This window comes from Polynucleobacter sp. TSB-Sco08W16 (assembly GCF_018687455.1).
GTDB lineage: Bacteria > Pseudomonadota > Gammaproteobacteria > Burkholderiales > Burkholderiaceae > Polynucleobacter.
The window spans coordinates 1,510,316-1,535,496 of record NZ_CP061291.1 but is presented as its reverse complement, the minus strand read 5'-3'; the positions used below and the strand labels follow the sequence as shown (position 1 = coordinate 1,535,496).

19 protein-coding genes are annotated in these 25,181 nt (G+C 47.7%); 7 read left to right on the top strand and 12 right to left on the bottom strand.

Annotation, left to right across the window (positions count from 1 at the left end):
• Positions 1-7 precede the first annotated feature (7 nt).
• Both FD961_RS07685 and FD961_RS07680 read right to left on the bottom strand, forming a co-directional pair.
• Positions 8-1,198: an acetylornithine transaminase gene (locus FD961_RS07685; RefSeq protein WP_215393349.1), complete on the bottom strand. Its 1,191-nt coding sequence runs from the start codon at positions 1,196-1,198 to the stop codon at positions 8-10.
• Between the two features lie 63 nt (positions 1,199-1,261).
• Positions 1,262-2,302: a CDP-6-deoxy-delta-3,4-glucoseen reductase gene (locus tag FD961_RS07680; protein WP_215394399.1), complete on the bottom strand. Its 1,041-nt coding sequence runs from the start codon at positions 2,300-2,302 to the stop codon at positions 1,262-1,264.
• A 27-nt stretch (positions 2,303-2,329) separates the two neighbouring features.
• Between FD961_RS07680 and FD961_RS07675 the strand changes: the two genes are divergently transcribed.
• The gene (locus tag FD961_RS07675) at positions 2,330-3,226 is read left to right on the top strand and encodes an SDR family oxidoreductase (RefSeq protein WP_371817148.1); all 897 of its coding nucleotides are present in this window, start codon (positions 2,330-2,332) and stop codon (positions 3,224-3,226) included.
• Here FD961_RS07675 and FD961_RS07670 read toward each other — a convergent pair.
• The 3 genes from FD961_RS07670 to FD961_RS07660 all read right to left on the bottom strand — a co-directional run bounded on the left by FD961_RS07670 (position 3,207) and on the right by FD961_RS07660 (position 7,047).
• Complete coding sequence (locus FD961_RS07670) at positions 3,207-4,979, bottom strand: glutamine--tRNA ligase/YqeY domain fusion protein (protein ID WP_215393348.1); 1,773 nt, start codon at positions 4,977-4,979, stop codon at positions 3,207-3,209. The two genes, FD961_RS07675 and FD961_RS07670, sit on opposite strands and share 20 nt — an antisense overlap.
• An 85-nt stretch (positions 4,980-5,064) precedes the next feature.
• The gene (locus tag FD961_RS07665; protein ID WP_215393347.1) at positions 5,065-6,567 is read right to left on the bottom strand and encodes a tripartite tricarboxylate transporter permease; all 1,503 of its coding nucleotides are present in this window, start codon (positions 6,565-6,567) and stop codon (positions 5,065-5,067) included.
• Between the two features lie 18 nt (positions 6,568-6,585).
• Positions 6,586-7,047, bottom strand: a complete 462-nt coding sequence (locus tag FD961_RS07660) for a tripartite tricarboxylate transporter TctB family protein (RefSeq protein WP_215393346.1) — start codon at positions 7,045-7,047, stop codon at positions 6,586-6,588.
• Between the two features lie 120 nt (positions 7,048-7,167).
• On the opposite strand from FD961_RS07660, the gene alaS reads away from it, so the two are divergent.
• Positions 7,168-9,792 (top strand): alanine--tRNA ligase, encoded by a 2,625-nt coding sequence (alaS, locus tag FD961_RS07655; protein WP_215393345.1) that lies wholly within the window; start codon positions 7,168-7,170, stop codon positions 9,790-9,792.
• An 11-nt stretch (positions 9,793-9,803) separates the two neighbouring features.
• Positions 9,804-10,031, top strand: coding sequence for a sulfurtransferase TusA family protein (locus tag FD961_RS07650; RefSeq protein WP_071466366.1), 228 nt, complete (start codon positions 9,804-9,806; stop codon positions 10,029-10,031).
• Positions 10,032-10,112: 81 nt separating this feature from the next.
• On the opposite strand, the gene galU is transcribed toward FD961_RS07650, so the two are convergent.
• A complete protein-coding gene (galU, locus tag FD961_RS07645) occupies positions 10,113-10,997 on the bottom strand; it encodes a UTP--glucose-1-phosphate uridylyltransferase GalU (protein ID WP_071466028.1) in 885 nt (294 codons plus the stop codon).
• Positions 10,998-11,011: 14 nt separating this feature from the next.
• Positions 11,012-13,903, bottom strand: a complete 2,892-nt coding sequence (locus FD961_RS07640) for a valine--tRNA ligase (protein WP_215393344.1) — start codon at positions 13,901-13,903, stop codon at positions 11,012-11,014.
• Positions 13,904-13,927: 24 nt separating this feature from the next.
• Here FD961_RS07640 and FD961_RS07635 point away from each other — a divergent pair, with 24 nt between their 5' ends.
• Positions 13,928-16,291, top strand: coding sequence for a UvrD-helicase domain-containing protein (locus tag FD961_RS07635; RefSeq protein ID WP_215393343.1), 2,364 nt, complete (start codon positions 13,928-13,930; stop codon positions 16,289-16,291).
• Between the two features lie 22 nt (positions 16,292-16,313).
• Here the strand turns inward: FD961_RS07635 and FD961_RS07630 are convergent, their stop codons facing one another.
• The 3 genes from FD961_RS07630 to FD961_RS07620 are packed head-to-tail and all read right to left on the bottom strand — an operon-like array spanning position 16,314 to position 18,444.
• Entirely contained in the window at positions 16,314-17,087 is a 774-nt protein-coding gene (locus FD961_RS07630; protein ID WP_215393342.1) for a BPSS1780 family membrane protein, read from the bottom strand.
• A complete protein-coding gene (locus FD961_RS07625) occupies positions 17,084-18,061 on the bottom strand; it encodes a homoserine kinase (protein WP_215393341.1) in 978 nt (325 codons plus the stop codon). Before FD961_RS07625 ends, FD961_RS07630 begins: the two co-directional genes overlap by 4 nt.
• Positions 18,062-18,087: 26 nt before the next feature.
• Positions 18,088-18,444, bottom strand: coding sequence for a hypothetical protein (locus FD961_RS07620; protein WP_251371253.1), 357 nt, complete (start codon positions 18,442-18,444; stop codon positions 18,088-18,090).
• A gap of 139 nt (positions 18,445-18,583) precedes the next feature.
• Here FD961_RS07620 and polA point away from each other — a divergent pair, with 139 nt between their 5' ends.
• The 3 genes from polA to FD961_RS07605 are packed head-to-tail and all read left to right on the top strand — an operon-like array spanning position 18,584 to position 23,085.
• Positions 18,584-21,409, top strand: coding sequence for a DNA polymerase I (polA, locus tag FD961_RS07615; protein WP_215393339.1), 2,826 nt, complete (start codon positions 18,584-18,586; stop codon positions 21,407-21,409).
• Between the two features lie 23 nt (positions 21,410-21,432).
• Positions 21,433-22,308 carry a dienelactone hydrolase family protein gene (locus tag FD961_RS07610; protein ID WP_215393338.1) on the top strand — a complete coding sequence of 292 codons (876 nt, stop codon included), beginning with the start codon at positions 21,433-21,435 and terminating at the stop codon, positions 22,306-22,308.
• Positions 22,309-22,311: 3 nt separating this feature from the next.
• Positions 22,312-23,085 carry a ZIP family metal transporter gene (locus tag FD961_RS07605; protein ID WP_215393337.1) on the top strand — a complete coding sequence of 258 codons (774 nt, stop codon included), beginning with the start codon at positions 22,312-22,314 and terminating at the stop codon, positions 23,083-23,085.
• Here the strand turns inward: FD961_RS07605 and FD961_RS07600 are convergent.
• Positions 23,082-23,912: a sulfurtransferase gene (locus FD961_RS07600; RefSeq protein WP_215393336.1), complete on the bottom strand. Its 831-nt coding sequence runs from the start codon at positions 23,910-23,912 to the stop codon at positions 23,082-23,084. The two genes, FD961_RS07605 and FD961_RS07600, sit on opposite strands and share 4 nt — an antisense overlap.
• 54 nt (positions 23,913-23,966) lie before the next feature.
• On the bottom strand, positions 23,967-25,073 hold the full coding sequence (locus tag FD961_RS07595) for an SRPBCC family protein (protein WP_215393335.1): 1,107 nt from the start codon (positions 25,071-25,073) through the stop codon (positions 23,967-23,969).
• Between the last annotated feature and the right edge of the window lie 108 nt (positions 25,074-25,181).

The following is a 25,181-nucleotide window of genomic DNA, read 5'->3' as shown; positions in this document are numbered from 1 at the left end:
AAACAGCTTAAGCAGTTTCTTTGAGTAACTCGCGCAGCATATTGCACATCTGACGAATTTCATCATCGCTGACATTTAATGCTGGCATAAAGCGCAAGAGGTTTGGTCTTGGAGAATTAATCAATAGACCTTCAGGGCCGCGATCACGAGCAAGCTCTACTAATTTAGGTCCGATATCTTTCCCTAGCATGAGAGCGCGCAGCAAACCTTCGCCACGCTCACCCTCGAGATTGAACTCAGCGCAAAGTTTGAGCAATTCGGATTTGAGTAATTCACCTTTAGCTTTAACGCTATCTAAAAAGCCTGGGGCTAATAACTGTTCGATCACGCTAATACCTACTGCAGTCATCAATGGGTTGCCGTTATAGGTCCCACCTTGATCACCAGGCACAAAGCAGGCAATCGCATCAGTTGCCATGAGGGCTGCCAAGGGAACGCCACCACCAATACCTTTACCCAAGGTCATGATGTCAGGCTCGATGCCGGATTGTTGGTAAGCGAAGAGGGTGCCAGTACGGCCACATCCTGCTTGTACTTCATCAGCAATGAGAAGGATGTTGTTATCTTTCGTGAACTGACGCAGCTCGCGCATAAATTCTTTAGTGGCTGGGATGACGCCGCCTTCTCCTTGAACAGGCTCAAGCATTACGGCAACCGTTTTATCGGTCACCAGCTTTTTAACAGAATCCAAATCATTCAGATCTGCTTTTGGAAAGCCAGCTACTTGAGGAGCAAACATCGTGTCCCAGTTTGGCTTACCAGAGGCACTCATGGTTGCTAATGTGCGACCATGAAAGCTGTGATCAAACGTAATGATTTCAAAGGCGCCGTTTTTATTGAGCTGACCCCATTTACGAGCCAACTTAATTGCACCTTCATTTGCTTCGGCACCACTATTAGCAAAAAAGACTTTATTAAAGCAGCTATTAGAAGTTAATAGATTGGACAAACCAATCATGGGCTCGTTATAAAACGCAGGGCTTGGGTTAATCAGTTTCTTAGCTTGCGTATTCAGTGCCGCAATCATTCCTGGATTGCAATGACCCAAACAATTCACCGCCCAGCCTTGCAAGAAATCTAAATAGCGTTTGCCGTTGTTATCTGTTAACCATGAGCCATTGCCCTCAACCATCACCACATCTGGGCGTTGAGTAATAAACATCACTGAATGGGTATCGATAGGGGCTGGATTGTTCATGCTGGTTTGCGGTAAGGAATGAATGAAGGCTAATGAGGTTTCTATTATCTAACTTTATGAAGTTTAGTTTGCGGCTAAATCTGCTGCGCTGGTAAAGGAGTCTGCAAAGAATTCTTCTTCAGGTAGATGACATTTGGATGAAAAGTCTTCGCGGGCGGCATTAACCATGGCTGGAGCCCCGCAGGCGTATACCTGAAAGTCCTTGAGGCTGGGATGGTCATCAACCACGGCCTGATGCACAAAACCTGTGCGGCCACGCCATGCATCTTCTGGTAGACCATCTGAAATCACCGGAATGTACTTGAAATTTGGGATTTCTTGTTCCCAGGTTTTACATAAATCACTCAGGTAAAGATCACTTGGACGACGTCCACCCCAATACAGCTCAATTGGGCGCTCAATCTTCTTGGTCTGCATTTGTTCAATGATGGATTTAATGGGTGCAAAGCCTGTACCTGCAGCCAAAAAGATAATCGGCTTCTTGGAGTCCTCTCTTAAAAAGAAGCTGCCCAGAGGGCCTTCAAAGCGCAGGATATCTTTCTCTTTTAATGCTGGGCTTACTGCGCCAAACACAAAGTCTGTAAATAGCCCGCCGGGTAAGTGACGAATATGGAGTTCTAATGGCCCTTCTTGTTCGGGGGCGTTGGCAATCGAGTAAGCACGACGTTGCCCATCCTTTAGAAGAAACTCCAAATACTGGCCAGCTAGAAATTGAAAGCGCTCGGCAGCGGGAAGTTGTAGCTTGAGAATGGCAACATCATTGCTAGGTTTGCTGATGGTATTTACACGGCATGGCACCTTACGAATGGCAATATCACCTGCGCCTTGAACCTCGCGGGCCTCAATGAGGAGGTCTGATTGAGGGTGTGAGCAGCAAAATAAGATGCCCCCTGCAGTTTCATCGGTTCTGCTGAGGGCGTTTTCACTGTGCTGACCGTGGGTGATTTGACCCTCTAAGACTTTGCCTTTGCATGAGCCGCAAGCTCCGTTTTTGCAGCCATAGGGAAGATTGATGCCTTGGCGAAGGGCGGCCTCCAGGACAGTCTCATCCTGGGTAACAGTAAATTGTTTGCCGCTCGTTTTGAGCGTGACCTGATAAGACACTCTCATTCCTTTCAATAAATCGTTACGATGTTACTTATGCAATCTTTTGGTAAACCTTCAATCCTGATTATTGGCTGCGGCGACATTGGTCTTCGAGTGGCAAGACAGCTATCTCGTAGCCATCGTGTTTTTGCACTCACTTCTTCGCAACATCGTTTTCAGGAGCTGAGGGAGGTTGGCGCGATTCCAATTTTGGGTAATCTAGATCATCCAGAAACTTTATGGCGCCTATCCGGCTTAGCTCAAACCGTGATTCATTTGGCACCACCCCAAAACCAAGGAAATCGTGATTGCCGAACCCGCAACCTGCTTAGAATTTTAGCCCAAGGCTCCAATGCCGTCAGGCGCCTCATCTATATCAGTACCACGGGCGTGTATGGGGATCATCGGGGCGCTAAAGTGAGTGAGGTAACCCCTGTAAGTCCTCAAAGTGAGCGTGCTCACAGAAGGGTAGATGCCGAGCGGATCTTGCGTTTATGGGGGCCTGCTCATGGCGTTGCTGTCACCATTTTGCGGGTTCCTGGAATCTATGCGGCTGACCGTCTACCAATCGAGCGTTTGCAATCCCAAACCCCGGCATTGCTTCCTGAGGAAGACGCATATTCAAATCATATTCACAGTGATGATCTGGCCCGACTGGTGTGTGCAGCGGTGTATCACGGAAAGCCACAGCGAGTTATCAACACTTGCGATGGTGGCGAAACCAAAATGGGTGATTATTTTGATGAAGTGGCGGATGCATTTGGATTAAATAGGCCGCCTCGTATGTCGGGCAGTGAGCTGCAAAAAATAGTTAGCCCAATGCTTTGGTCATTTATGCGTGAGTCTAGGCGAGTAACAAACGCTCGCCTACATGAGTTGAAAACCCCGCTGCGTTATCCCAGCGTAGCAGCCTTTCTGAAGACTACTTCCAAGAATCCTTAAGGCCGACTGTACGGTTAAATACAGGCGCGCCCGGCTTAGAGTCAGTCTGATCAGCAACAAAGTAGCCATGACGTTCAAACTGAAAACGATCCTCTGCTTTAACGTCTTTCATGCAAGGCTCTAGATAAGCAGTGATTGTCTCTTTAGAGTTGACATTAATTGCGTCAAGGAAGTTTTTATCGCCACTATCTGGGTGTGGATCACTAAAGAGGTGATCATATAAACGCACTTCAGTTGGAACGGCTTCAGCAGCACTAATCCAGTGAATATTGCCCTTCACCTTATAGTTATTCGATCCAGCGGTGCCACTCTTGCTATCAGGGAAATGGGTGACATTGACTTGGGTGACATTGCCTGCTGCATCGGTCTCAAAGCCAGTGCACTCAACCACAAAGCCATGACGTAGACGTACGCGGCTACCCGGTTGGTCACCAATTGGCGGATAAAGTCTGAAAAATCCTTTGATAGGTTCTTTCATAAAGTCATCTGACTCAATCCACAGTTCGCGCGTGAAGTTAAATTCACGATTACCCCATTCAGGATGCTGTGGATGACGTGGTGCTGAGCAAGGTTCTTTTATTCCGGCATCAAAATTCTCAACCACTAGTTTGAGTGGCTTCAATACTGCAGTCGCACGGGGCGCCCTTGCCTCAAGATCATCGCGCAAGGCTTGATCCAAGGTACTCATATCTATCCAGCTATCAGCTTTGGATACACCAATACGTTCGCAAAATAAGCGAATACTTTCAGGTGTGTATCCACGGCGACGGATACCTACAATAGTTGGCATACGTGGATCGTCCCAACCATCCACATGTTTTTCTTCAACTAGCTGCAATAACTTGCGCTTACTGGTGATGGTGTAAGTCAAATTAAGACGCGCAAACTCATATTGGTGAGGAACTGGATCCTTGAAGACGCCCAGTTCTTTTAAGGAATGAACGATCCAATCATAGAGTGGACGGTTGTTCTCAAACTCCAGTGTGCAAATAGAGTGAGAGACATTTTCTAGGGCGTCAGAGATGCAATGGGTAAAGTCGTAAAGCGGATAAATGCACCATTTGCTCCCTGTGCGGTGGTGATCAGTATGACGAATGCGGTAAACCACAGGATCGCGCATCACAATGTTCGGATGCGCCATATCAATCTTCAAGCGCAGTACATGTTCACCATCTTTAAATTTGCCGTCACGCATTTCGCGGAAGAGGGCAAGATTTTCTGCGGGGCTGCGATCGCGGTAAGGACTGTTTTTGCCAGCTTGACCAAAGTTACCGCGGTTCGTATGAATGTCATCAGCGCTTTGACTATCAACATAGGCTTTGCCATTCTGAATCAGAATTTCTGCGAACTCATAGAGGCGATCAAAGTAATCGCTTGCATGGTAGAGATGTGTGCCCCAGTCAAAGCCGAGCCATTTAACGGCATCCAAAATACTGTCCGCATATTCAACATCTTCTTTCACTGGGTTGGTGTCATCTAGGCGCATATTGCAACGCGCGCCACCAGCTTGATTGTTGTAGTCAGCTGCTAAACCGAAATTGAGGCAAATACTTTTTGCATGACCAATGTGTAAATAGCCATTGGGTTCAGGTGGAAAGCGAGTAATGATCGAGGGGATAGCTTCACCGGCTAAATTGGTGCGCTGGGAAAAAGCACCGCTCGCTAAGTCATGATCAATGATCTGACGTAAAAAGTTAGAGGGCTCAGCGACTGCGCCAGCGGCTACTTTAGAGGGTTTGCTATCTTGGGACATAGCCACATTGTAGAGAAAACCCCGCGACCCATAAAGAAAAAGCCCGCAAACTGCTGCGGGCTCGTTTCTATTGAGGTGTGAAGAATCAATCTTCGACGAAAGCCTCTTCGCGAGTCTTCTTCACCGCTGGTAAGGCTACGATCACTACCAAGAGGGCGGCTGCAATCAGCAATCCCAAGGAGAGTGGGCGGGTTAAGAAGGTGGTGAAATCACCGCGGGATAGCAACAAAGCACGGCGGAAGTTCTCTTCCATCATTGGTCCGAGCACAAAGCCTAAAAGTAATGGAGGAGGTTCGCAACCGAGTTTGAAGAAGAGGTAACCAATTACGCCAAAGGCTGCAGTTACATAAACGTCAAACACAGTGTTGTTCACGGTGTACACACCGATACAGCAGAAAACCAAAATGGCTGGGTACATAAAGCGATAAGGAATCTTCAAAAGCTTTACCCAAATACCGATGAGGGGCAAGTTCAAGAGAATCAACATCACGTTACCAATCCACATAGAAGCGATCAGACCCCAGAACAAAGCTGGGTTGCTGGTCATCACTTGTGGACCTGGTTGAATGTTGTGAATCGTCATTGCGCCAACCATCAAGGCCATTACCGCGTTTGGTGGAATACCTAAGGTCAGCAATGGAATGAATGAGGTTTGAGCGGCAGCATTGTTAGCTGACTCTGGACCTGCAACACCTTCAATCGCACCCTTACCAAATTCATGGCTGTACTTAGAGGATTTCTTTTCAACGGAGTAAGCGCCGAAAGCAGCAAGTGCAGCGCCGCCGCCAGGCAGAATACCGAGAATGGAGCCAATCGTAGTGCCGCGCAAGATCGATGGAATCATGCGCTTGACGTCTTCCTTGGTGGGAATCATGGTGGTCATCTTGTTTAAGAAGCCCTCGTCCTCATCCGTTTTCTCAAGGTTGCCCATGATCTCTGCGAAACCGAATACACCCATCGCAACCGCTACGAAACCAATACCATCGCTCAATTCAGGAATATCAAATGCATAGCGTGATACGCCAGAGTTCACGTCAGTACCGATCAAGCCCATTAACAAACCGAGCACGATCATGCCAATGGCTTTAACGAGTGAGCCTGATGCCAATACAACCGCACCAATTAAACCTAGCACCATGAGTGAGAAGTACTCAGCAGGGCCAAACTTAAATGCAAGTTGAGAGAGTGGAGCAGCAAAAGCAGCCAACACTAAAGTTGCTACGCAACCGGCGAAGAAGGAACCCATACCGGCAGTGAACAATGCCACGCCTGCTCGACCATTTCTGGCCATTTGATATCCATCGATCGCCGTCACCACCGAGGATGTTTCACCTGGAATGTTTAGCAAAATAGCAGTTGTAGAGCCGCCGTACTGTGAGCCGTAATAGATACCAGCCAACATAATCAAAGCGGCGATTGGAGGCAGGGCGTAGGTTGCAGGCAGCAACATCGCGATAGTTGCGATTGGGCCAAGGCCTGGCAATACGCCAATCAAAGTGCCCAAGACGCAGCCAATGAGGCAGTACAAGAGATTTTGTAAAGTAAATGCGGTATCGAAACCGAGGGCTAAATTAGCAAATAAGTCCATTTTCAGTATCCCGGTTCGTTATTGTTGTAAGAAGAAAGGCAGTAATGGGAACTGTAATTTCAGACCCAAAACGAATACCGAATAAGTGAACACAATGAGGAAGGTTGCATTAATTAAAGTGCCCTTCCAGTGGAACTCATGGCTCGCGCTTGCTGACATGAATACCAGAACAAACACAGCCACAACAAAACCCATCGTTGGCAAGAGGATGCCGTATAAAACAACCGAGCCAGTAATCAGACCAATGATTCTCCAGTTAAATGGAGGAATCTTTTCAATGGCTGCTTTAGCGCTCAATGATTTGACTAGGATTAAGAGGCCCAAGGCCGTCATTACTAAGCCAAGCCAAAATGGGAAATAACCTGGCCCCATTTTGGCGGCAGTACCCATCTGGTATTGGGTAGCCATGTAAGTAAAAAATAGGCCAATGACTATATACATCAAGCCAGCCCCAAAATCTTTTTGATTACGGATTTCCAAGTTGCGCTCCTTATTTATCGACTTAATGCCGATTTATTAATGTTGTGCGATTGTAAGGCAAGGGAGGGGGGTCTTGTCTAGGGTTTGCCCTAGACAGGTGCCAATGCGATAATTATTGCCATGAAAGTCTCCCAAATTCGCCAGGCTTACCTGGATTTCTTTGCCCAAAAAGGCCACCAAATCGTCCCCTCTAGCCCAGTGGTGCCTGGAGACGATCCAACCTTGCTCTTTACCAATGCGGGTATGAACCAGTTCAAGGACGTGTTTTTGGGCTTCGATAAGCGTTCTTACAGCCGAGCCACCACCGCCCAAAAATGCATCCGCGCCGGTGGAAAGCACAATGACTTAGATAACGTCGGTTACACCGCACGTCATCACACCTTCTTTGAGATGCTGGGGAACTTTTCCTTTGGGGATTATTTCAAGAAGGATGCCATTCAATTTGCTTGGGATTTATTAACTGAGGTATTCAAGCTTCCTAAAGAAAAACTATTGGTAACCGTCTACGCAGAAGACGATGAGGCATATGGCATTTGGAAGGACCAAATTGGGGTGCCTGTAGAGCGCATTATTCGTATTGGCGATAACAAAGGCGCACGTTACGCTTCAGACAACTTTTGGATGATGGGTGATACCGGCCCTTGCGGTCCGTGTACTGAAATTTTCTACGATCACGGTGAGCACATTCCCGGCGGTCCTCCTGGTAGCCCAGATGAAGATGGCGATCGTTTCATTGAAATTTGGAACAACGTCTTCATGCAATTTAATCGGGATGAGGCTGGTGTAATGCACCCATTGCCAAAACCTAGTGTCGATACTGGTATGGGTCTTGAGCGCATTGCTGCAGTGTTGCAACATGTTCACTCCAATTATGAAATCGACCTCTTCGTCAATCTCCTGAAGGCTTCGAAGGATGCTGTAGATGCTGCTGGCGGAGAAAATTGTGATGCAGCCAGCCCTTCGCTGAAGGTAATCGCAGACCATATTCGTGCTTGCAGTTTCATTGTTGTCGATGGCGTGATCCCAGGTAATGCTGGGCGCGGTTATGTATTACGTCGTATTGCTCGTCGCGCGATTCGCCATGGTTATAAATTAGGCGCCCGCAAACCATTCTTCTATCAATTGGTACCAGCTCTTGTCAAAGAGATGGGTGAGGCATATCCCGAGTTACGCGCAGCACAAGATAAGGTCAGCGAAGTCCTCAAGCAAGAAGAAGAGCGGTTCTTCCAAACGATTGCCAATGGCATGGAAATTTTGGACGGTGCTTTAGCTGGTGGTGCAAAAGTAGTGGATGGTGAAACAGCATTCCGCTTGCACGACACATTTGGCTTCCCGTTAGATTTAACTGCAGACGTTTGTCGTGAGCGTGGTGTGACAGTAGATGCTGAAGGCTTTGAAGTTGCTATGCAAAAGCAGCGAGATCAAGCAAGGGCGGCTGGTAAGTTCAAGGTAGCTCAAGGCTTGGATTACAAGGGCAAGCCTACGCAGTTCCATGGCTACGATACGCTCAAGCATGAGGGCGCCAAAGTCACCGCTCTGTATGTGGATGGCTCTGAAGTCCCTTCAGTGAAAGCTGGCGATGCAGCGGTAATCGTATTGGATAACACTCCGTTTTATGCGGAATCTGGAGGTCAAGTCGGCGATAAAGGTGAGTTGCGCAATGAAACAGTGCGTTTCTCAGTGGATGACACCTTTAAGATTCAGGCTGATGTATTTGGCCATCAAGGCGAGGTGCATGAAGGTGAACTCAAGGTCGGCGACTCTCTCAATGCCCTGGTAGATATTCAGCAAAGAACAGACACGATGCGTAACCACAGCGCTACGCATATCTTGCATAAAGCCTTGCGTGAAGTCCTGGGTGATCATGTGCAGCAAAAGGGTTCTTTGGTAGATGCCACTAAAACTCGTTTTGACTTTACTCATAACGCGCCCATTACTGCCGAACAGATTCGTCGCGTTGAAGATATTGTGAATGCAGAGATTTTGGCAAATACCGCCACCTCTGGAAAAGTGATGTCCTTAGATGATGCTCAGAAGACTGGCGCCATGATGCTCTTTGGTGAGAAGTACGGCGATGAGGTGCGCGTTCTCGAAATCGGTACCTCCAAGGAGCTTTGCGGTGGCACTCACGTCTCTCGCACTGGGGATATCGGTAGCCTCAAGATTGTTTCTGAGGGCGGCGTAGCTGCTGGCATCCGTCGTATTGAGGCAGTTACCGGCAATAATGCACTGCAGTTCTTACAAGGGCTCGAAGACAAAATTAATGAAGCGGCAGCGATCCTCAAAACTCACCCCGGTGATTTAGTGAATCGTGTTGCACAGCTTCAAGATAGCTTGCGCCAAGCTGAACGTGAGTTAGAAAAAGTAAATTCTAAGTTGGCTGCAAGTCAAGGCGATGAGTTGGCAGGTCAAGCAATGGATGTCAATGGAATCAAAGTATTGGCAGCCCGTCTTGATGGCGCTGATGCTGGTGTATTGCGTGAGACCATGGATGCACTCAAGGCAAAACTTAAAACGGCAGCGATTGTCTTGGCATCTGTGCAGGGCGATAAGGTCAGCTTGATTGCTGGCGTGACTGCAGATTCAATTGGAAAAGTGAAGGCAGGTGATCTGGTGAACTTTGTTGCCCAGCAGGTAGGCGGCAAGGGTGGCGGTAAGCCAGAGATGGCGATGGCTGGCGGTAATGACCCAAGTAAGTTGGGCGAAGCCTTGGCTGCTGTTAAAGATTGGGTCGCAAGCAAATGAGCGAAGTGAATATTGCTTTTGATGCAGAGGTAGATGCGATTGGCATGAACTGTCCATTGCCGATTTTGCGTACTAAAAAGGCCTTAGCGACTATGCAATCTGGTGAGGTCCTCAAAATTAAAGCGACAGATTCTGGTGCTGCAAGAGACTTTCCCGCATTTGCAAAGCAAACCGGTAATGAGCTCATAGGGAGCGCAACTGAAGGCGATGTCTTAGTGTTCTTCTTAAAGAGAAGATAAGCAAAGACAAAACTGAAGAAGTTTTAATCCAAAGAAAAGGCAGGAAATCCCTGCCTTTTTTGCATTCTGCACAACAGCAGCTTAGGTGAGTGAGCGACTCTTCAGATAAGCGGCAAAGTCCGCAGATACTTCTGGATGTCGCAGGGCAAATTCCACAGAAGCCTTGAGGTAGCCAAGCTTACTACCGCAGTCATAACGCACACCATCATATTCATATGCAAATACAGGCTCTTCTTTGAGTAAGGTAGCAATCGCATCGGTGAGTTGAATTTCACCACCAGCACCAGGCTTCAGATTACGAATATGTTTGAAAATATCCGAGGACAGTACATAGCGCCCCACCACTGCCAAGTTAGATGGTGCATCTTTAGGTTGTGGTTTTTCTACAATGCCATTGAGGCGATAGATGCCTTTGGCTACTTCTGCTCCCGCTACGATTCCGTAGGAGCTACTCTTGGCAGGATCAATTTTTTCGACAGCAATAACAGAGCCATTCTGCTCATGAAACACCTCTAGCATCTGCTTGAGTACTGGAGGCTGGCCATCCAATAAGTCATCCGCCAAGATGATGGCAAAGGGCTCATCACGTACTAATTTTTCTGCACAGAGTACGGCATGACCTAAACCCAATGCTTCTGGTTGGCGAACATACACACAATCTACGTGGCTTGGTTTAACGCTGCGCACAATTTCTAAAAGAGCTTGTTTATTTTTTGCCTCAAGTTCAGCTTCAAGTTCGTAGGCTTTATCAAAGTGATCTTCAATTGCGCGCTTACTACGACCGGTTACAAAAATCATCTCAGTGATGCCAGCTGCAATGGCTTCCTCAACCGCATACTGAATCAATGGCTTGTCGACTACATTGAGCATCTCTTTAGGGCTTGCCTTGGTGGCAGGCAAAAAGCGAGTGCCTAGGCCGGCAACAGGAAAGACTGCTTTAGTTACGGCTTTAGTATTCAATGGCATTGGATGTCCAATCTTTATTTAAGACGCTCTAATTGTGCAACAAGCTTCTCATGATTTTGCTCAAAACCAGCAAGGCGTTGTTTCTCTTGGGCTACAACCTCGGCTGGGGCCCTTGCTACAAAGCTTTCGTTGCCCAGTTTGCTGCGGGCTTTAGTGATTTCATTGGCTAAGCGCTCAATTTCCTTGCCAAGGCGAATACGCTCTGCTGCCACATCAACCTCGATCTTGAGCAAGAGCTTGATATCGCCAACCAATGCAATCGGCGCACCAGGAGCATCTTTCTCGAGGGCAGATTCATCGCTATAGATTTTTACTTCGGCCAGCTTGGCTAATGCGAGCAAGTAGGGAGTCGCTTTTTGTAAGAATGCTTCTGGTCCGTAAATCCAGAGTGGTACTTTTTGGCCTGGAGGCACCTGCATTTCGCCACGCAAGTTTCTGCACGCATCCACAATCGCTTTTACTTGGTCCACCCAAGCTTCGCTTTGCTCATCAATCTTCTCGGGCTGGGAGACTGGATACGGTTGCAAGGCAATCGTTTGTTTGGCTTGTTTTGCCAACTCTTTGCCAGACTTAGGCCCAACGGTTTGCCACAAAGTTTCCGTGATAAACGGAATCAGTGGGTGCGCCATCCGTAGAATAGTTTCAAGCACGCGCAATAAAGTACGACGAGTAGCGCGTTGCTGGGCAGGAGTACCCGTTTGGAGTTGTACCTTGGCTAGCTCTAGGTACCAATCGCAATACTCATCCCATACAAATTGATAGATGCTGCTTGCGATGTTGTCAAAACGATAGTTCTGGAAGCCCTTAGCTACTTCGGCTTCTGTTCTTTGAAGTTGAGACACAATCCACTTATCTGCTGGCGAAAAGTCCGAATAACCATCAGGGCCACATTGGTTGTCGCAAGGCGCTAAGCCGTTGTCTTCATCACTACCAGGGCAGTTCATCAGAACAAAGCGGGTGGCATTCCACAGTTTGTTACAGAAGTTACGATAGCCTTCGCAACGCTTTTGATCAAAGTTAATGTTTCGACCAAGCGAAGCAAGAGATGCAAATGTAAAACGCAAGGCATCGGTACCAAATGCTGGAATACCTTCCGGAAATTCTTTTTTGGTTTTCTTGCTGATGCTCTCAGCTTGTTTGGGGTTCATCAAGCTAGTCGTACGCTTGCCTACTAACTCTTCAATCTTGATGCCATCAATCAAATCAATGGGATCCAAAGTATTGCCTTTGGACTTGCTCATCTTTTGGCCTTCAGCGTCACGTACTAAGCCATGAACGTAGACTGTATGAAATGGCACCTTACCGGTGAAGTGGCAAGTCATCATGACCATGCGTGCCACCCAGAAGAAGATGATGTCAAAACCCGTTACCAATACTGATGAAGGCAAGAAGTGATTTAAAGCAGGGGTTTCATCAGGCCAGCCTAATGAGCTAAACGGAACAAGGGCAGAGCTAAACCAGGTATCGAGAACATCTGGGTCGCGATTGAGCTGGCCTGTATAGCCCGCAGCCGCAGCTTTCGTCTTGGCTTCCTCTTCAGAGCGAGCAACAAAGATCTGTCCATCATCGCCGTACCATGCTGGGATTTGATGGCCCCACCAAAGTTGACGAGAGATGCACCAGTCTTGAATATTTGCTAACCATTGGGTGTAGGTGTTAATCCAGTTTTCTGGAACAAGCTTGATATCACCTTTAGTCACCGCATCAAGAGCTGCCCCTGCAATCGATGACCCTGGTTGGTATTGATTGTCTGGGCTAGGCTTAGACATTGCCACAAACCATTGGTCTGTGAGCATCGGTTCAATAATGGTTTGTGTACGGTCACCGCGAGGCACCATCAACTTATGTGGCTGCACTTTTTCCAATAAACCGGCTGCATCTAAATCGGCAACGATTTGTTTGCGCGCAGCAAAGCGTTCCATGCCTTGATAAGCGGCAGGTGCATTCTCATTAATCTTGGCATCTAAAGTCAGGATATTGATGAGCGGTAGTTGATGGCGTTGTCCTACTGCATAGTCATTAAAGTCATGGGCAGGGGTTACCTTGACTACGCCAGTGCCAAAGTTCAAATCAACATAGTCATCTGCAATGATCGGAATTTGTCGATCACATAAAGGCAAATTCACTGATTTGCCAATCAAGTGTTTATAGCGCTCATCTTCTGGATTAATCATCACTGCAACGTCACCCAATAGGGTCTCAGGGCGAGTGGTGGCAACAGTCAAATGACCGGAGCCATCAGCCAGTGGATAGTGGATGTGCCACATGGAACCATCTTCTTCTTCGCTCACCACTTCTAAGTCAGAAACAGCGGTGCCTAAAACAGGGTCCCAATTAACAAGACGTTTGCCGCGATAAATCAACCCTTGCTCATGCAGACGGACAAATACTTCCACCACTGCCTTGGACATCTTGCTGTCCATCGTGAAATATTCTTTACCCCAATCAATCGACGCGCCAAGGCGACGAATCTGACGAGTAATCGTATTGCCAGAAGTTTCTTTCCACTCCCATACTTTTTCAAGGAACTTTTCGCGACCTAAGTCATGGCGAGACACTTTTTGTGCATCGAGTTGACGCTCAACAACGATTTGAGTGGCAATACCAGCGTGGTCAGTGCCAGGCACCCACAAAGTATTTTTGCCAGACATACGAGCATGACGTACCAAGCCATCCATGATGGTTTGGTTAAAAGCATGACCCATATGGAGGGTGCCAGTCACATTCGGTGGCGGCAGCTGAATAGAAAAGTTATCTTTACCCTCATCCATGCTGGCATCGGCAATGCCTCTGCGTTCCCATTCCGGACCCCAATAGGCCTCTATTGGGGCGGGTTCATAGGATTTAGCCAGTTCATCTACTGAACCGGCCGCTGGTGAATTAGGGGTATTTGAGGCATTTGGCATAAGAGGCAAATTATAATTGGGGCGATGTACTCAGACTTGCTCGCGAACCTCAATCCAGAACAGCGCGAGGCAGTAACCCTCCCGCCCGTTAACCCAGATGGCCATGCCCAATCAGCCCTGATTTTGGCTGGCGCAGGGAGCGGTAAGACGCGCGTGCTCACCACCCGTATAGCCTGGTTGATCCAAACAGGCCAAGTTTCTCCTATTGGCGTCCTAGCTGTTACCTTTACCAATAAAGCCGCTAAAGAGATGATGGTGCGCCTAAGTGCCATGTTGCCCATCAATACTCGAGGAATGTGGATTGGCACTTTTCACGGTCTATGTAACCGTTTATTGCGCGCTCACCACAAAGAAGCTGGTTTACCGTCCACCTTTCAGATCTTGGATACCCAGGATCAACTCTCTGCCATCAAGCGTCTTTTGAAGGGTTTGAAGGTGGATGATGAGAAGTATCCCCCTAAGCAGTTGCAATACTTTATTGCGCACGCTAAGGAGCGCGGTCAACGCGCCAAAGATTTATCAGTGGGTGACGACTTTCAGGCAAAGATGGCTCAACTCTATGCCGCCTATGATGAGCAGTGCCAGCGTGAAGGGGTGGTTGATTTTGCTGAGCTACTGTTACGTAGCTATGAGTTGCTGAAGTACAGTGAACCGATTCGGACGCACTATCAAGAACGCTTTCGTCACATCTTGATTGATGAGTTTCAAGATACCAATGCGTTGCAATATGCATGGCTTAAATTACTTTCGGGTCATGACGCTAGCAAAGTGAATGTGAGTGGCATGGGGAGTAGTTCTGTATTTGCGGTAGGCGATGACGATCAAAGTATTTATGCCTTCCGTGGGGCCGATGTTGAGAATATGCGTCTTTATGAAAAGCAATTTCATCCGCTGTTGGTCAAGCTAGAGCAGAACTATCGCTCGCATGGGCATATTCTGGATACCGCAAATCAGCTCATTGCTAATAATTCTGAGCGCCTTGGTAAAAACCTACGAACTGATGCTGGTCATGGCGAGCCAGTCCGTATTTATGAAGCCCCTAGCGATCATGCAGAAGCAGCTTGGCTGGTCGATGAGATTAAGGCCTTGGTCAATAGCGGTATCAAGCGGACGGAAGTGGCGCTGCTCTATCGGAGTAATGCGCAATCTCGAATCATTGAGCATGCCTTGTTCTCTGCGGCTATTCCGTATCGTGTTTATGGTGGCTTGCGATTCTTCGAGCGTGCCGAGATTAAGCATGCACTCGCTTATTTGCGTTTGCTGGAAAATCCAAATGACGATACTTCTTTCTCGCGAGTGGTAAATTTTCCAACTCGCGGTATTGGTGCGAGATCGATTGAGTCCTTACAAGATGCGGCTAGAGCACAGCAATGTTCTTTGTATACGGCAGCATCCTCTCTCGAAGGAAAAGCGGGCGCTACTTTAGGTGGTTTCATTCGCCTAGTTGACCACATGCGTGAAGCAACACGCCATAACACCTTGCCTGAAACTGTTGAGTTCGTGATTCAGCATAGTGGCTTGATTCAGCACTATTTATCTGAGCGCGAAGGACAGGATCGCGTAGAAAACTTACAAGAATTGATTAATGCTGCCACTGCATTTATTGCAGAAGAGGGTTATGGCCAAGATGCTGCTGCAGCCATGCTCCCTGGTGAGAATGCGCCTGGAGTGGTGGAAGTTTCTCCACTAGCCGCCTTCTTATCCCATGCTTCTTTAGAGGCGGGAGACAATCAGGCTCAGGCTGGTCAAGATGCTGTGCAATTGATGACAGTTCACTCAGCCAAGGGGCTGGAATTCACCTCAGTCTTTATTACAGGTCTTGAAGAGGGGCTATTCCCTCACGAGAACAGCATTAACGAACAGAATGGCCTTGAGGAAGAGCGTCGCTTGATGTACGTAGCGATTACCCGCGCCAAGGAGCGTTTGTATTTATCGCACACTCAGTCACGCATGTTGCACGGTCAGGTGCGTTACAACATGCCTTCTCGTTTCTTGGAAGAGTTGCCATCCGATTCTCTTAAATGGCTCACACCCAAAGCAAAAGATGCGCGTTGGGGCGGCAGCTCCAAATCAGGCTCGACTTGGCAAGATGGCTATACCCGTCAGCGCGATTATGAGTCTAATGATTTCTTTGACTCTGGCAGTGATCGTCAGAGGCCGGTTAAACGAGTGGGCTCTGCTTCTATGGAAGTGAAGCGATTGGCTTCACCGCCGCGTGGCGACTATCCGTTCAAGATTGGCCAGAATGTATTTCATACCAAATTTGGCGAAGGGCGCATTACTGGCTTAGAAGGTGTGGATGCCGACGCAAGAGCACAAGTCAATTTCAAGCGTCATGGTGTGAAGTGGTTACAGCTCAGTATTGCAAAGCTTGCTGCGATTGATTAAGCAGCGAGCCTAGTTCAGCGCTTTATAGAATGACTTCATCCTCAGTAAAGCAGGCTTTCCAGCTTGCATAGAAAGAGCAATGCATGATAGTTAAGCCTGCCATCGAGATGGGCGCAACAATGAATGAAGCAGCCTGACCAAAATCTAATGCGTCAAACACCATGCCGATGCTTAGGGGGATTGCAATCAGTACGGCACTCCAAATAGCGAGATAGAAAAAGAAGGCTGCTTTATTGGTCCAGCAGGCTAGCCAGCTAGAAAACAGCGCCTGTGGAATAGACATGTCTGCCCAAGCCACCAAGATTGGTGAGAACCACATCAGCATGGCTACTGGAATATAGAGAATGGCGCCAAAGATCAGAGCTAGGTAGATTTGTCGTAATGCTTCTGGAGTGATGGGCTTATCACTCGTCATGATTGGGAGTAGTGTTTCAAAGTCTATTAAGAGGCTTAAGGCAAAACTCATCAGCAATATTAAGGCGGCATAAACCAAGCCTAATTGCATCATCCGTTTGCGGATGAGCACCCCTGATTGCAATGCCACAAGATAAACCATCGGTCGGATACGTTCCTTTTGAATGGCTTGGCGACAGGCTGTCATAAATCCAACGGATAAAGTTGGCGTCAGAAGTAAGACAGCAAATACACCAACTACTGGAATAATGACTGCTAGCTGGGCTACAAAAACATACATGAAGACCAGCATCAAAAAGCCTAAGGGGTTTTGTTTGAATAACCAAATACCTTGCTTAATCCAGGTATAGCCTTCTTTTGGGGGTACTGAATTGAGTTTCATAGGGTGCGACGACTCAGCAGAATACGTTCGAAATGAGTGGGGTCATGAGGCGTCAGCATCTGCGCATCACGCGGCAAATAGAAATCCCAAAGACGGGATACCCAGAACCGTAGTGCCGCTGCCCGAACCATGAGGGGCCAGCTAGCTTGCTCTTCTTTTGTCAGAGGGCGCACAGATTGATAGGCCTTCATAAGAGCATCAAAGCGCTCTGGATCAAGATCTTGCTTGTTCTCGGCGAGGCACCAATCATTGACAGTAACCGCAAGATCAAACAACCACTTATCTGTTCCAGCGAAATAAAAATCAAAGAAACCGCCCAATCGATCGTTACTAGTATCGGAAGCCCCTTGAGGGTCGAATAGGACGTTATCACGAAACAGATCGCAGTGACTTGCGCCCTGAGGCAGGGCATCGTAATTGCCTGAAGAGAAAAATGTTTCCTGAGTAGCGAGCTCATGGGTGAGCAAATCTTTTTGCGAGGAATTTAAGTGCGGCAATACTAAAGGAATCGTTTGTTGCCACCAAGCTAAGCTGCGAAGGTTTTCTTGTGACTTTGAAAAGTCTTTTCCTGCTAAGTGCATCTTTGCCAACATCTCGCCAACCAAGGCGCAATGTTTTGCCTCTGGCTGCATTCGGGATAGACCAGGAAGCTTGCTCACAATAGCCGCTGGCTTGCCTTTGAGGGAGAACAAAATCTCACCTTGCTTATTTTCAATCGGCTTAGGAACGGGAATACCTTGGTTTGCCAAGTGACGCATTAACTCAAGGTAGTAAGGCAATTGCTGCGCAGACAATCTTTCAAAAATGGTGAGCACGTATTCATGCTGTTTGCCATCCTTGATGGTATCTAGGAAAAAATTGGAGTTTTCAATTCCGCCATGGATGCCACGAATTTCAGTAGCCTCTCCGATATTGAAATCTTGCGAGATCCATGATGAGATCTCACTAAGTTCAATGGGGGTAAATACGGCCATACAGCGGTAACGATGCGTCTTGAGATTTATTGAATTGGAATACTGATACTAGGCACGCTCAAGAGGCTGCCTTCGCCAGACTGAACGCCTGGTTTGACAGAGTCCGGGGGAGACATCTCATACGTGGTGTATTTAGTTTTAACTTGAACCTGAGTCGGACTGTTAGCATCCTTATATTCAGTGATTTCTGTGCCGGTGACTTCCTTATGCTGAAAACTCGGCTGCCGCTTTTGTGGGCCCTCTAAAACGCCTGCTGGACTGACGGTCGGAGCGAGTGGCTGGTTATTGATGCGATTGAGTTCTGATTGGCTTAAGGCTTGGCTGGTATTCTGAGCCTGTGCTGAGCCCACTCCAAAAAGGCCAAAAGTCAGCAAAAAGCTCATCAGGATTAGGCTTTGGCTCAGGGTGTGGCTAATTAAGTTTGTTAGTGCATGCATCATTTTTCACCTTTTTAGGCCTACTCTCGGGTGGTTCCTTAACCAGACCTGTAGGCAGTTCACAACTAGATTGTACGATTGCGGTATGACTAAACATAGACTCTTGTTGGTAGACGGCTCTAGCTACCTCTACCGTGCCTTCCACGCCATGCCAGACCTCAGAAATGGGGCTGGTGACCCCACGGGGGCTATATATGGCATGGTCAACATGATGAGACGGGCTAGGTCCGAGCTCAAGGCTGACCATATTGCCTGCGTCTTTGATGCTAAGGGTAAGACTTTCCGGGATGAAATGTATTCCGAGTACAAGGCGCATCGCTCCCCAATGCCTGAAGATTTGGTGAAGCAAATTGAGCCAATTCATGCGATGGTCAAGGCTTTGGGGTGGCCGGTTCTGATGGTCTCAGGAGTTGAGGCTGATGATGTGATTGGCACCTTAGCTTGCCAAGCAACTGAAGCGGGTTGGGAAACGATTATCTCGACTGGCGATAAAGATCTAGCGCAGTTGGTCAACCCATCGGTCACGCTTATTAATACCATGACCAATGAGAAGCTCGATATCAATGGTGTGATAGAAAAATTTGGTGTGCCACCGGAGCGTATCGTTGATTACTTATCGATTATTGGTGATGCAGTAGATAACGTTCCAGGCGTACCAAAAGCGGGACCGAAAACTGCTAATAAGTGGTTAGCTGAGTTTGGCGATCTTGATAATTTGATGGCGAATGCTGATCAAGTAAAGGGTGTCGTTGGAGAAAATCTTCGCGCTACTCTCGATTGGCTACCACAAGCACGACAACTGATCACTGTAAAAACAGATTGTGATTTATCACCGCATTTACCAGGCTTAGATGATTTACATGCTAAACCTGAAGATGCCACTTTGCTTCGAGAGCTATTCGAACGCTATGCATTTAAGACTTGGTTGCGTGATGTCGAGAAACAGCTCACAAGCCCAGAGAATAAGGGTTCCGAGGAGGGCGCATTTGACTTGGCAGGTACGCCAATTGCCAACGAATCTGAAGAGGGTGAAGCTAAGAAACCCAGATCAATTGCAAGTGCACCTACTAAAGCTTTGTCGCAAGATACTACGGATTTGCAAGATGCGATTGAGCGTCATTACGAGTGCGTAACGGATGAGTCCAGCTTAGATCGGTGGTTGAAAAAAATTGAAGCTGCAGACCTTACTGCGGTGGATACGGAAACCACTAGCCTAGATGCATTGGCTGCAGAGTTGGTTGGTATTTCTTTATCGGTGAAACCGGGTGAGGCTTGTTACATTCCAGTGGCACATCGAAATGGTGAAGTACAACTGAATCGAGATGCCGTGCTTGCAAAATTAAAGCCTTGGTTAGAAAGTGCAAGTCATTTAAAGGTAGGTCAAAACTTAAAGTATGACGCGCATATTTTTGCGAACTATGGAATTACTCTAGGTGGCGTGGCATTCGATACTTTGTTGGAATCATATGTACTAGAGTCACACATGCCGCACAATATGGATAGCTTGGCTGAGCGCCATCTGGGCATGAAAACCATTCGTTACGAAGAAGTTTGTGGCAAAGGCGTTCATCAAATTGGTTTTGATCAGGTTGATCTTCAGATTGCCACTGCCTATGCCGCAGAGGATGCGGATATTACCTTGCGCTTACATGAAGAGCTTTGGCCGCAGATACAAGAGAGCCCAGGCCTTCTATATGTCTACGAAAAGATCGAAATGCCGGCAATGCGGGTGCTTGGAATCATGGAGCGTAATGGCATTCGGATTGATTCAGCGCTATTAGCTAAGCAGGGTCAGCAGGTGGGCAAACGCCTCTTGGAGCTCGAAGGGGAGATTCATCAACTGGCAGGGCAACCATTCAATATCCAATCGCCTAAACAAATCGCAGAAATCCTTTTTGTGCAGCAAGAGTTACCAGTAATTAAGAAGACTCCATCGGGCGCGCCATCTACCGATGAAGAAGTGCTGCAGAAATTAGCGGAAGACTATCCATTGCCTGCTCGTATCTTGGACTACCGCAGTCTGGCAAAGTTAATGTCAACGTATATTGAGAAGTTGCCACGCATGGCTGATCCAAAGACGGGTCGTATTCATACGAACTTCTCTCAAGCTACTGCAGTAACGGGACGTCTGGCGTCAAGCGATCCGAACTTGCAAAATATTCCAGTGCGCACCGAAGAGGGTCGTCGTATTCGGGAGGCATTTGTGCCAGCAGATGGTTGTAAATTGTTGTCTGCTGATTATTCCCAAATTGAGTTGCGCATCATGGCGCACATTGCTGAGGATGAGAATCTTTTGACGGCCTTCAGGGATGGCAAGGATGTACACCAAGCTACTGCTGCCGAGATCTTTGGTATCGCGCTAGATGAGGTGAGCTCAGAGCAACGTCGTTATGCCAAGGTAATCAACTTTGGTCTGATTTACGGTATGAGTGCCTTTGGCTTGGCGGGGAATTTAGGTATTGAACGGGCAGCAGCGCAAAACTATATTGCCAAGTACTTTGACCGTTATCCCGGTGTTGCGCAGTATATGGAGCACACTCGCTTAGAGGCGAGAGAGAATGGCTATGTTGAAACTGTCTTCGGTAGGCGCTTATGGTTGCCCGAGATCAAAGGCTCTAATGGCCCCCGTCGTCAAGGCGCTGAACGTGCAGCGATTAATGCGCCAATGCAAGGAACTGCAGCTGACCTCATTAAGTTGGCCATGATTGCAGTAGAAAATTGGCTTGAGAAAGAGCAACTGAAAACCAAGCTACTCTTGCAAGTACATGATGAATTGGTATTGGATGTGCCTTTTGACGAGCTTGATTTAGTGCAAGCAAAATTGCCCGATTTAATGTGCAATGTAGCCCAACTCAAAGTGCCTTTGGTAGTGAGTATTGGTATTGGCGATAATTGGGAAGAAGCGCATTAGAAATTAGCTAGGAGACAAGCAATATGAACGATACAACGCAAAACGGCAGAAGAAATTTTATGAAGACTTCAGTCATTGGGGTTGCTGGGATGGGTGTTGGTTTTGTCGCCGCCTCTGACCCGGTGATGGCCGCTGCCATTGAAACCGATTTCAAGGGCCTCAAAGCAGGCGAGCAAATGATTTCAGTAGGCAGTTTTCAGTTGCCTGCTTATGTCTCTCGCCCAGAAAATGCCAAAGGTAATTTGCCGATCATCATTGTGGTAAGTGAGATCTTTGGTGTGCATGAGTACATTGCTGATGTCACGCGACGTTTTGCAAAGTTAGGATATCTTGCTATTGCCCCAGAATTTTTTACTCGCGCAGGCGATCCGAATGCTTACGGCACTATCGCTGAAATTCAGACGAATATTGTTGCTAAGACTCCAGATACTCAAGTGATAAATGATTTACAAGCCGCTTTGGTATGGGCCGGCAAGAATGGGGGTGATTTAAAACGGGTAGGGGTAACTGGTTTTTGTTGGGGTGGTCGCATTACTTGGCTATCTGCAACCTTACCGCAGGTCAAAGCAGGTGTTGCTTGGTATGGCCGCTTGGTTGGTGAGAAAACTGAAGGTAATCCGCGTCATCCGGTAGAAATTGCAGCAGAGTTAAAGGCACCAGTCCTAGGTTTATATGGCGGCGCCGATACCGGTATTTCTTTGGAGAGTGTCGAGCAAATGCGCGCAGCGCTTGCACAGGCGGCATCTAAAAACCCTGCGGCCAAGTCTTCCATAATTGAGGTCTATCCCGATACACCCCATGCTTTTCATGCGGACTATCGCGCCAGCTATCGCGAGGGTCCCGCCAAAGATGGTTGGGAAAAGTGTCTCGCTTGGTTTAAGAAAAACGGAGTGGTCTAAATAGTGAGCGTTTTAGAGAGCATCGTATTAATTACTGCGGCGGCAGGAGTCACTAGCGTCTTAATTGCCGCCAGTTGCTCCGTGACTCTGCTTTCTCGCATGATCAACAATATGGTCAGCCTTTCTGTTGGCATTTTGCTAGCTACTGCGTTGTTGCACTCCCTTCCAGAAGCGTTCAATATTCAAGGGACTAATCCTCAGTACTTGTTCGCTACTTTGTTAGCCGGCTTGCTTGGTTTCTTCTTGTTAGAAAAGATTGCTTTATTGCGTCACGACCATCACCACGAGGGTGATGGCCATCATCATCATCACGGCCATGATGCTGAAAATGCAGGGCGTAGTGGTTGGATGATTTTGGTTGGTGATGGCATTCACAACTTTGTGGATGGCATCTTGATTGCTGCTGCTTTTATGGCCGACTACCAAGTCGGTATCTTCACAGCTATTGCGATCATTGCCCATGAGATTCCGCAAGAGATTGGGGATTTCATTGTCTTACTCAATGCCGGCTTCTCACGTACCCGTGCCTTGCTCTACAACTTGATTTGCGGCTTATCTGCAGTGGCCGGCGGGGTATTAGCGTATTTCTTCTTAGAGCGCGCGCATGCAGCAATGCCTTACTTGCTCGTGATTGCTTCAAGTAGTTTTATCTATATTGCGGTAAGCGATTTGATCCCACAGATGCATCGCCGTCCTCATTGGGCAGAGTCTTTACGTCAAACAGTATTGATTGCGTGCGGCGTTGGGTTTGTACTGCTGTTATCGCTGCTGCATTAAAGCTCAATCGGCCTGCTGGAATCAGCACACCATTCACTCCAGCTGCCTGCATACAATCGGGAACCTTTAAGTCCAGCAACTTCCATTGCTAAAAGATTGTGGCAAGCTGTTACACCTGAACCACACTGGTGAATGACTTCTGATGGCTTGATTGGTCCAAGCAATTCAACAAAGTCTTTAAAGAGTTGTTCTGCTGGTTTGAACGCAGTCGCAGATAAATTGCCTTTAAAGAAGCGATTGATCGCGCCTGGTATATGTCCACCAACGGGATCCAAAGTTTCATTCTGACCATGAAAGCGATCATTGGCGCGTGCATCGATGACAGTATTTTTCTGAGTTTGCAAATTACTAACAACTTCATCAACCAAGACAAGTCCCACATAAGGTCTTGGATCAATAGCTTGAGAGGCGGGCGTTGGTTTACGTGCTACGTTGCCCATTGGGCCATTCCAGGCATCTAGGCCCCCATCTAGGACCTGTACATTGGCATGTCCAGTGGCTTTGAGCATCCACCAAAGACGACTTGCATAGACTGAGCCTTGCTTGTCATATGCCACTACTAAGGTATTTGGACTGATGCCTAGGCGAGTTTTGGTTTGTGCCCACGCATCCGGGGTGGGTAAAGGATGTCTACCGTTGGTGCCCGTTTTATTGCCGGACATGTCGTGATCGAGATCGACATAAATGGCCCCAGGAATGTGATTCTCTTCATATGCTTTTTTACCCGCCTGTGGATCGACCAAATCAAAGCGGCAATCACAGAGCAACACATTCTCGCCACTATTGATGATTTTTTCTAACTGGTTTGCGGTAATTAGAGGAGTCATGATGCTTCCTATTATTGGTGGCGAAGAGAGCTAAAAGGCGCGCTACTTTTTAGATTATGCGCCCTGAAAGTTCATGACGCGACGGTACCATTCATGGAAATGTTGCATGCCATCTTCCATTGGACTTTGGTAAGGCCCAACTTCATTAATTCCGCGTGCATATAAAGCCGCTCTACCTTGATCCATGCGTTCGCCAATTTCATCATCTTCGATACAGGTTTCCATATAAGCAGCACGTTCTGCTTCTACGAATTCACGCTCGAATAAGGCAATTTCTTCTGGGTAGTAGAACTCGACAATATTGCGAGTCTTATTCACACCCATGGGGTGCAAAGTCGATACGCAGAGAACGCCTGGATACCACTCCACCATCACATTAGGGTAATAGGTGAGCCAGATAGCACCGTGGCGTGGGGTTTTGCCGTCAAATTGACGGAGAACTGCCTCATGCCAATGGCGATAGGTTGGAGAGCCTGGCGTACGCAAATCTTTATGGATGCCCACGGTTTGAACACTGTGCCAATCACCGAATTCCCAATGCAAGTCTTCGCAAGAAACAAACTTGCCCAAGCCAGGGTGAAAAGGTACTACGTGGTAATCCTCGAGATAAACCTCGATAAAGGTTTTCCAGTTGTAGTTGCAGTCATGTACTTCAACATGGTCAAGTACATAACCGTCAAATTTGAGATCGTCAGCTACGCCAAGTTTCGCGAGATCACTGCGGACATCGCGCGGCCCTTCAAATAAGAGACCTTGCCAATTCTGTAAGGGCGACTTTCCTAGATTGAGACAGGGCTTGTCTTCAAAGTGTGGTGCACCTAGTAGGTTGCCGCCCAAGTCATAAGTCCAGCGATGGAGTGGACAAACAATATTGTCAGCCTTACCTTTGCCGTTCAGCATTAATGCTTGGCGATGACGGCACACATTAGAAAGCAGTTCAACACCCTCGTTGTTGCGAACCAGGATGCGACCTTCGTTTTCTGCACTAATAGTTTGATAGGAGCCAATTTCAGGCACCATGAGTTCGTGGCCAACATAGCCAGGTCCCTGCTTAAAAAGCAGTTCAATTTCCCGCTGATACAAGTCAGCGTCAAAATATGCCGAAACCGGCAGTTGTAGATTGGACGGCGCAAGCTTCTGCGCGGTAGCCAGATTAGTCATTCTCCCCACCCCCGAAAACGTCAGCCGAAGCTAAGCGGAATAACCAATCCAACCATCGACGGATCGATATTGGAAAGGAAGGGGTGAATTATACCCATCCAAGGGGCT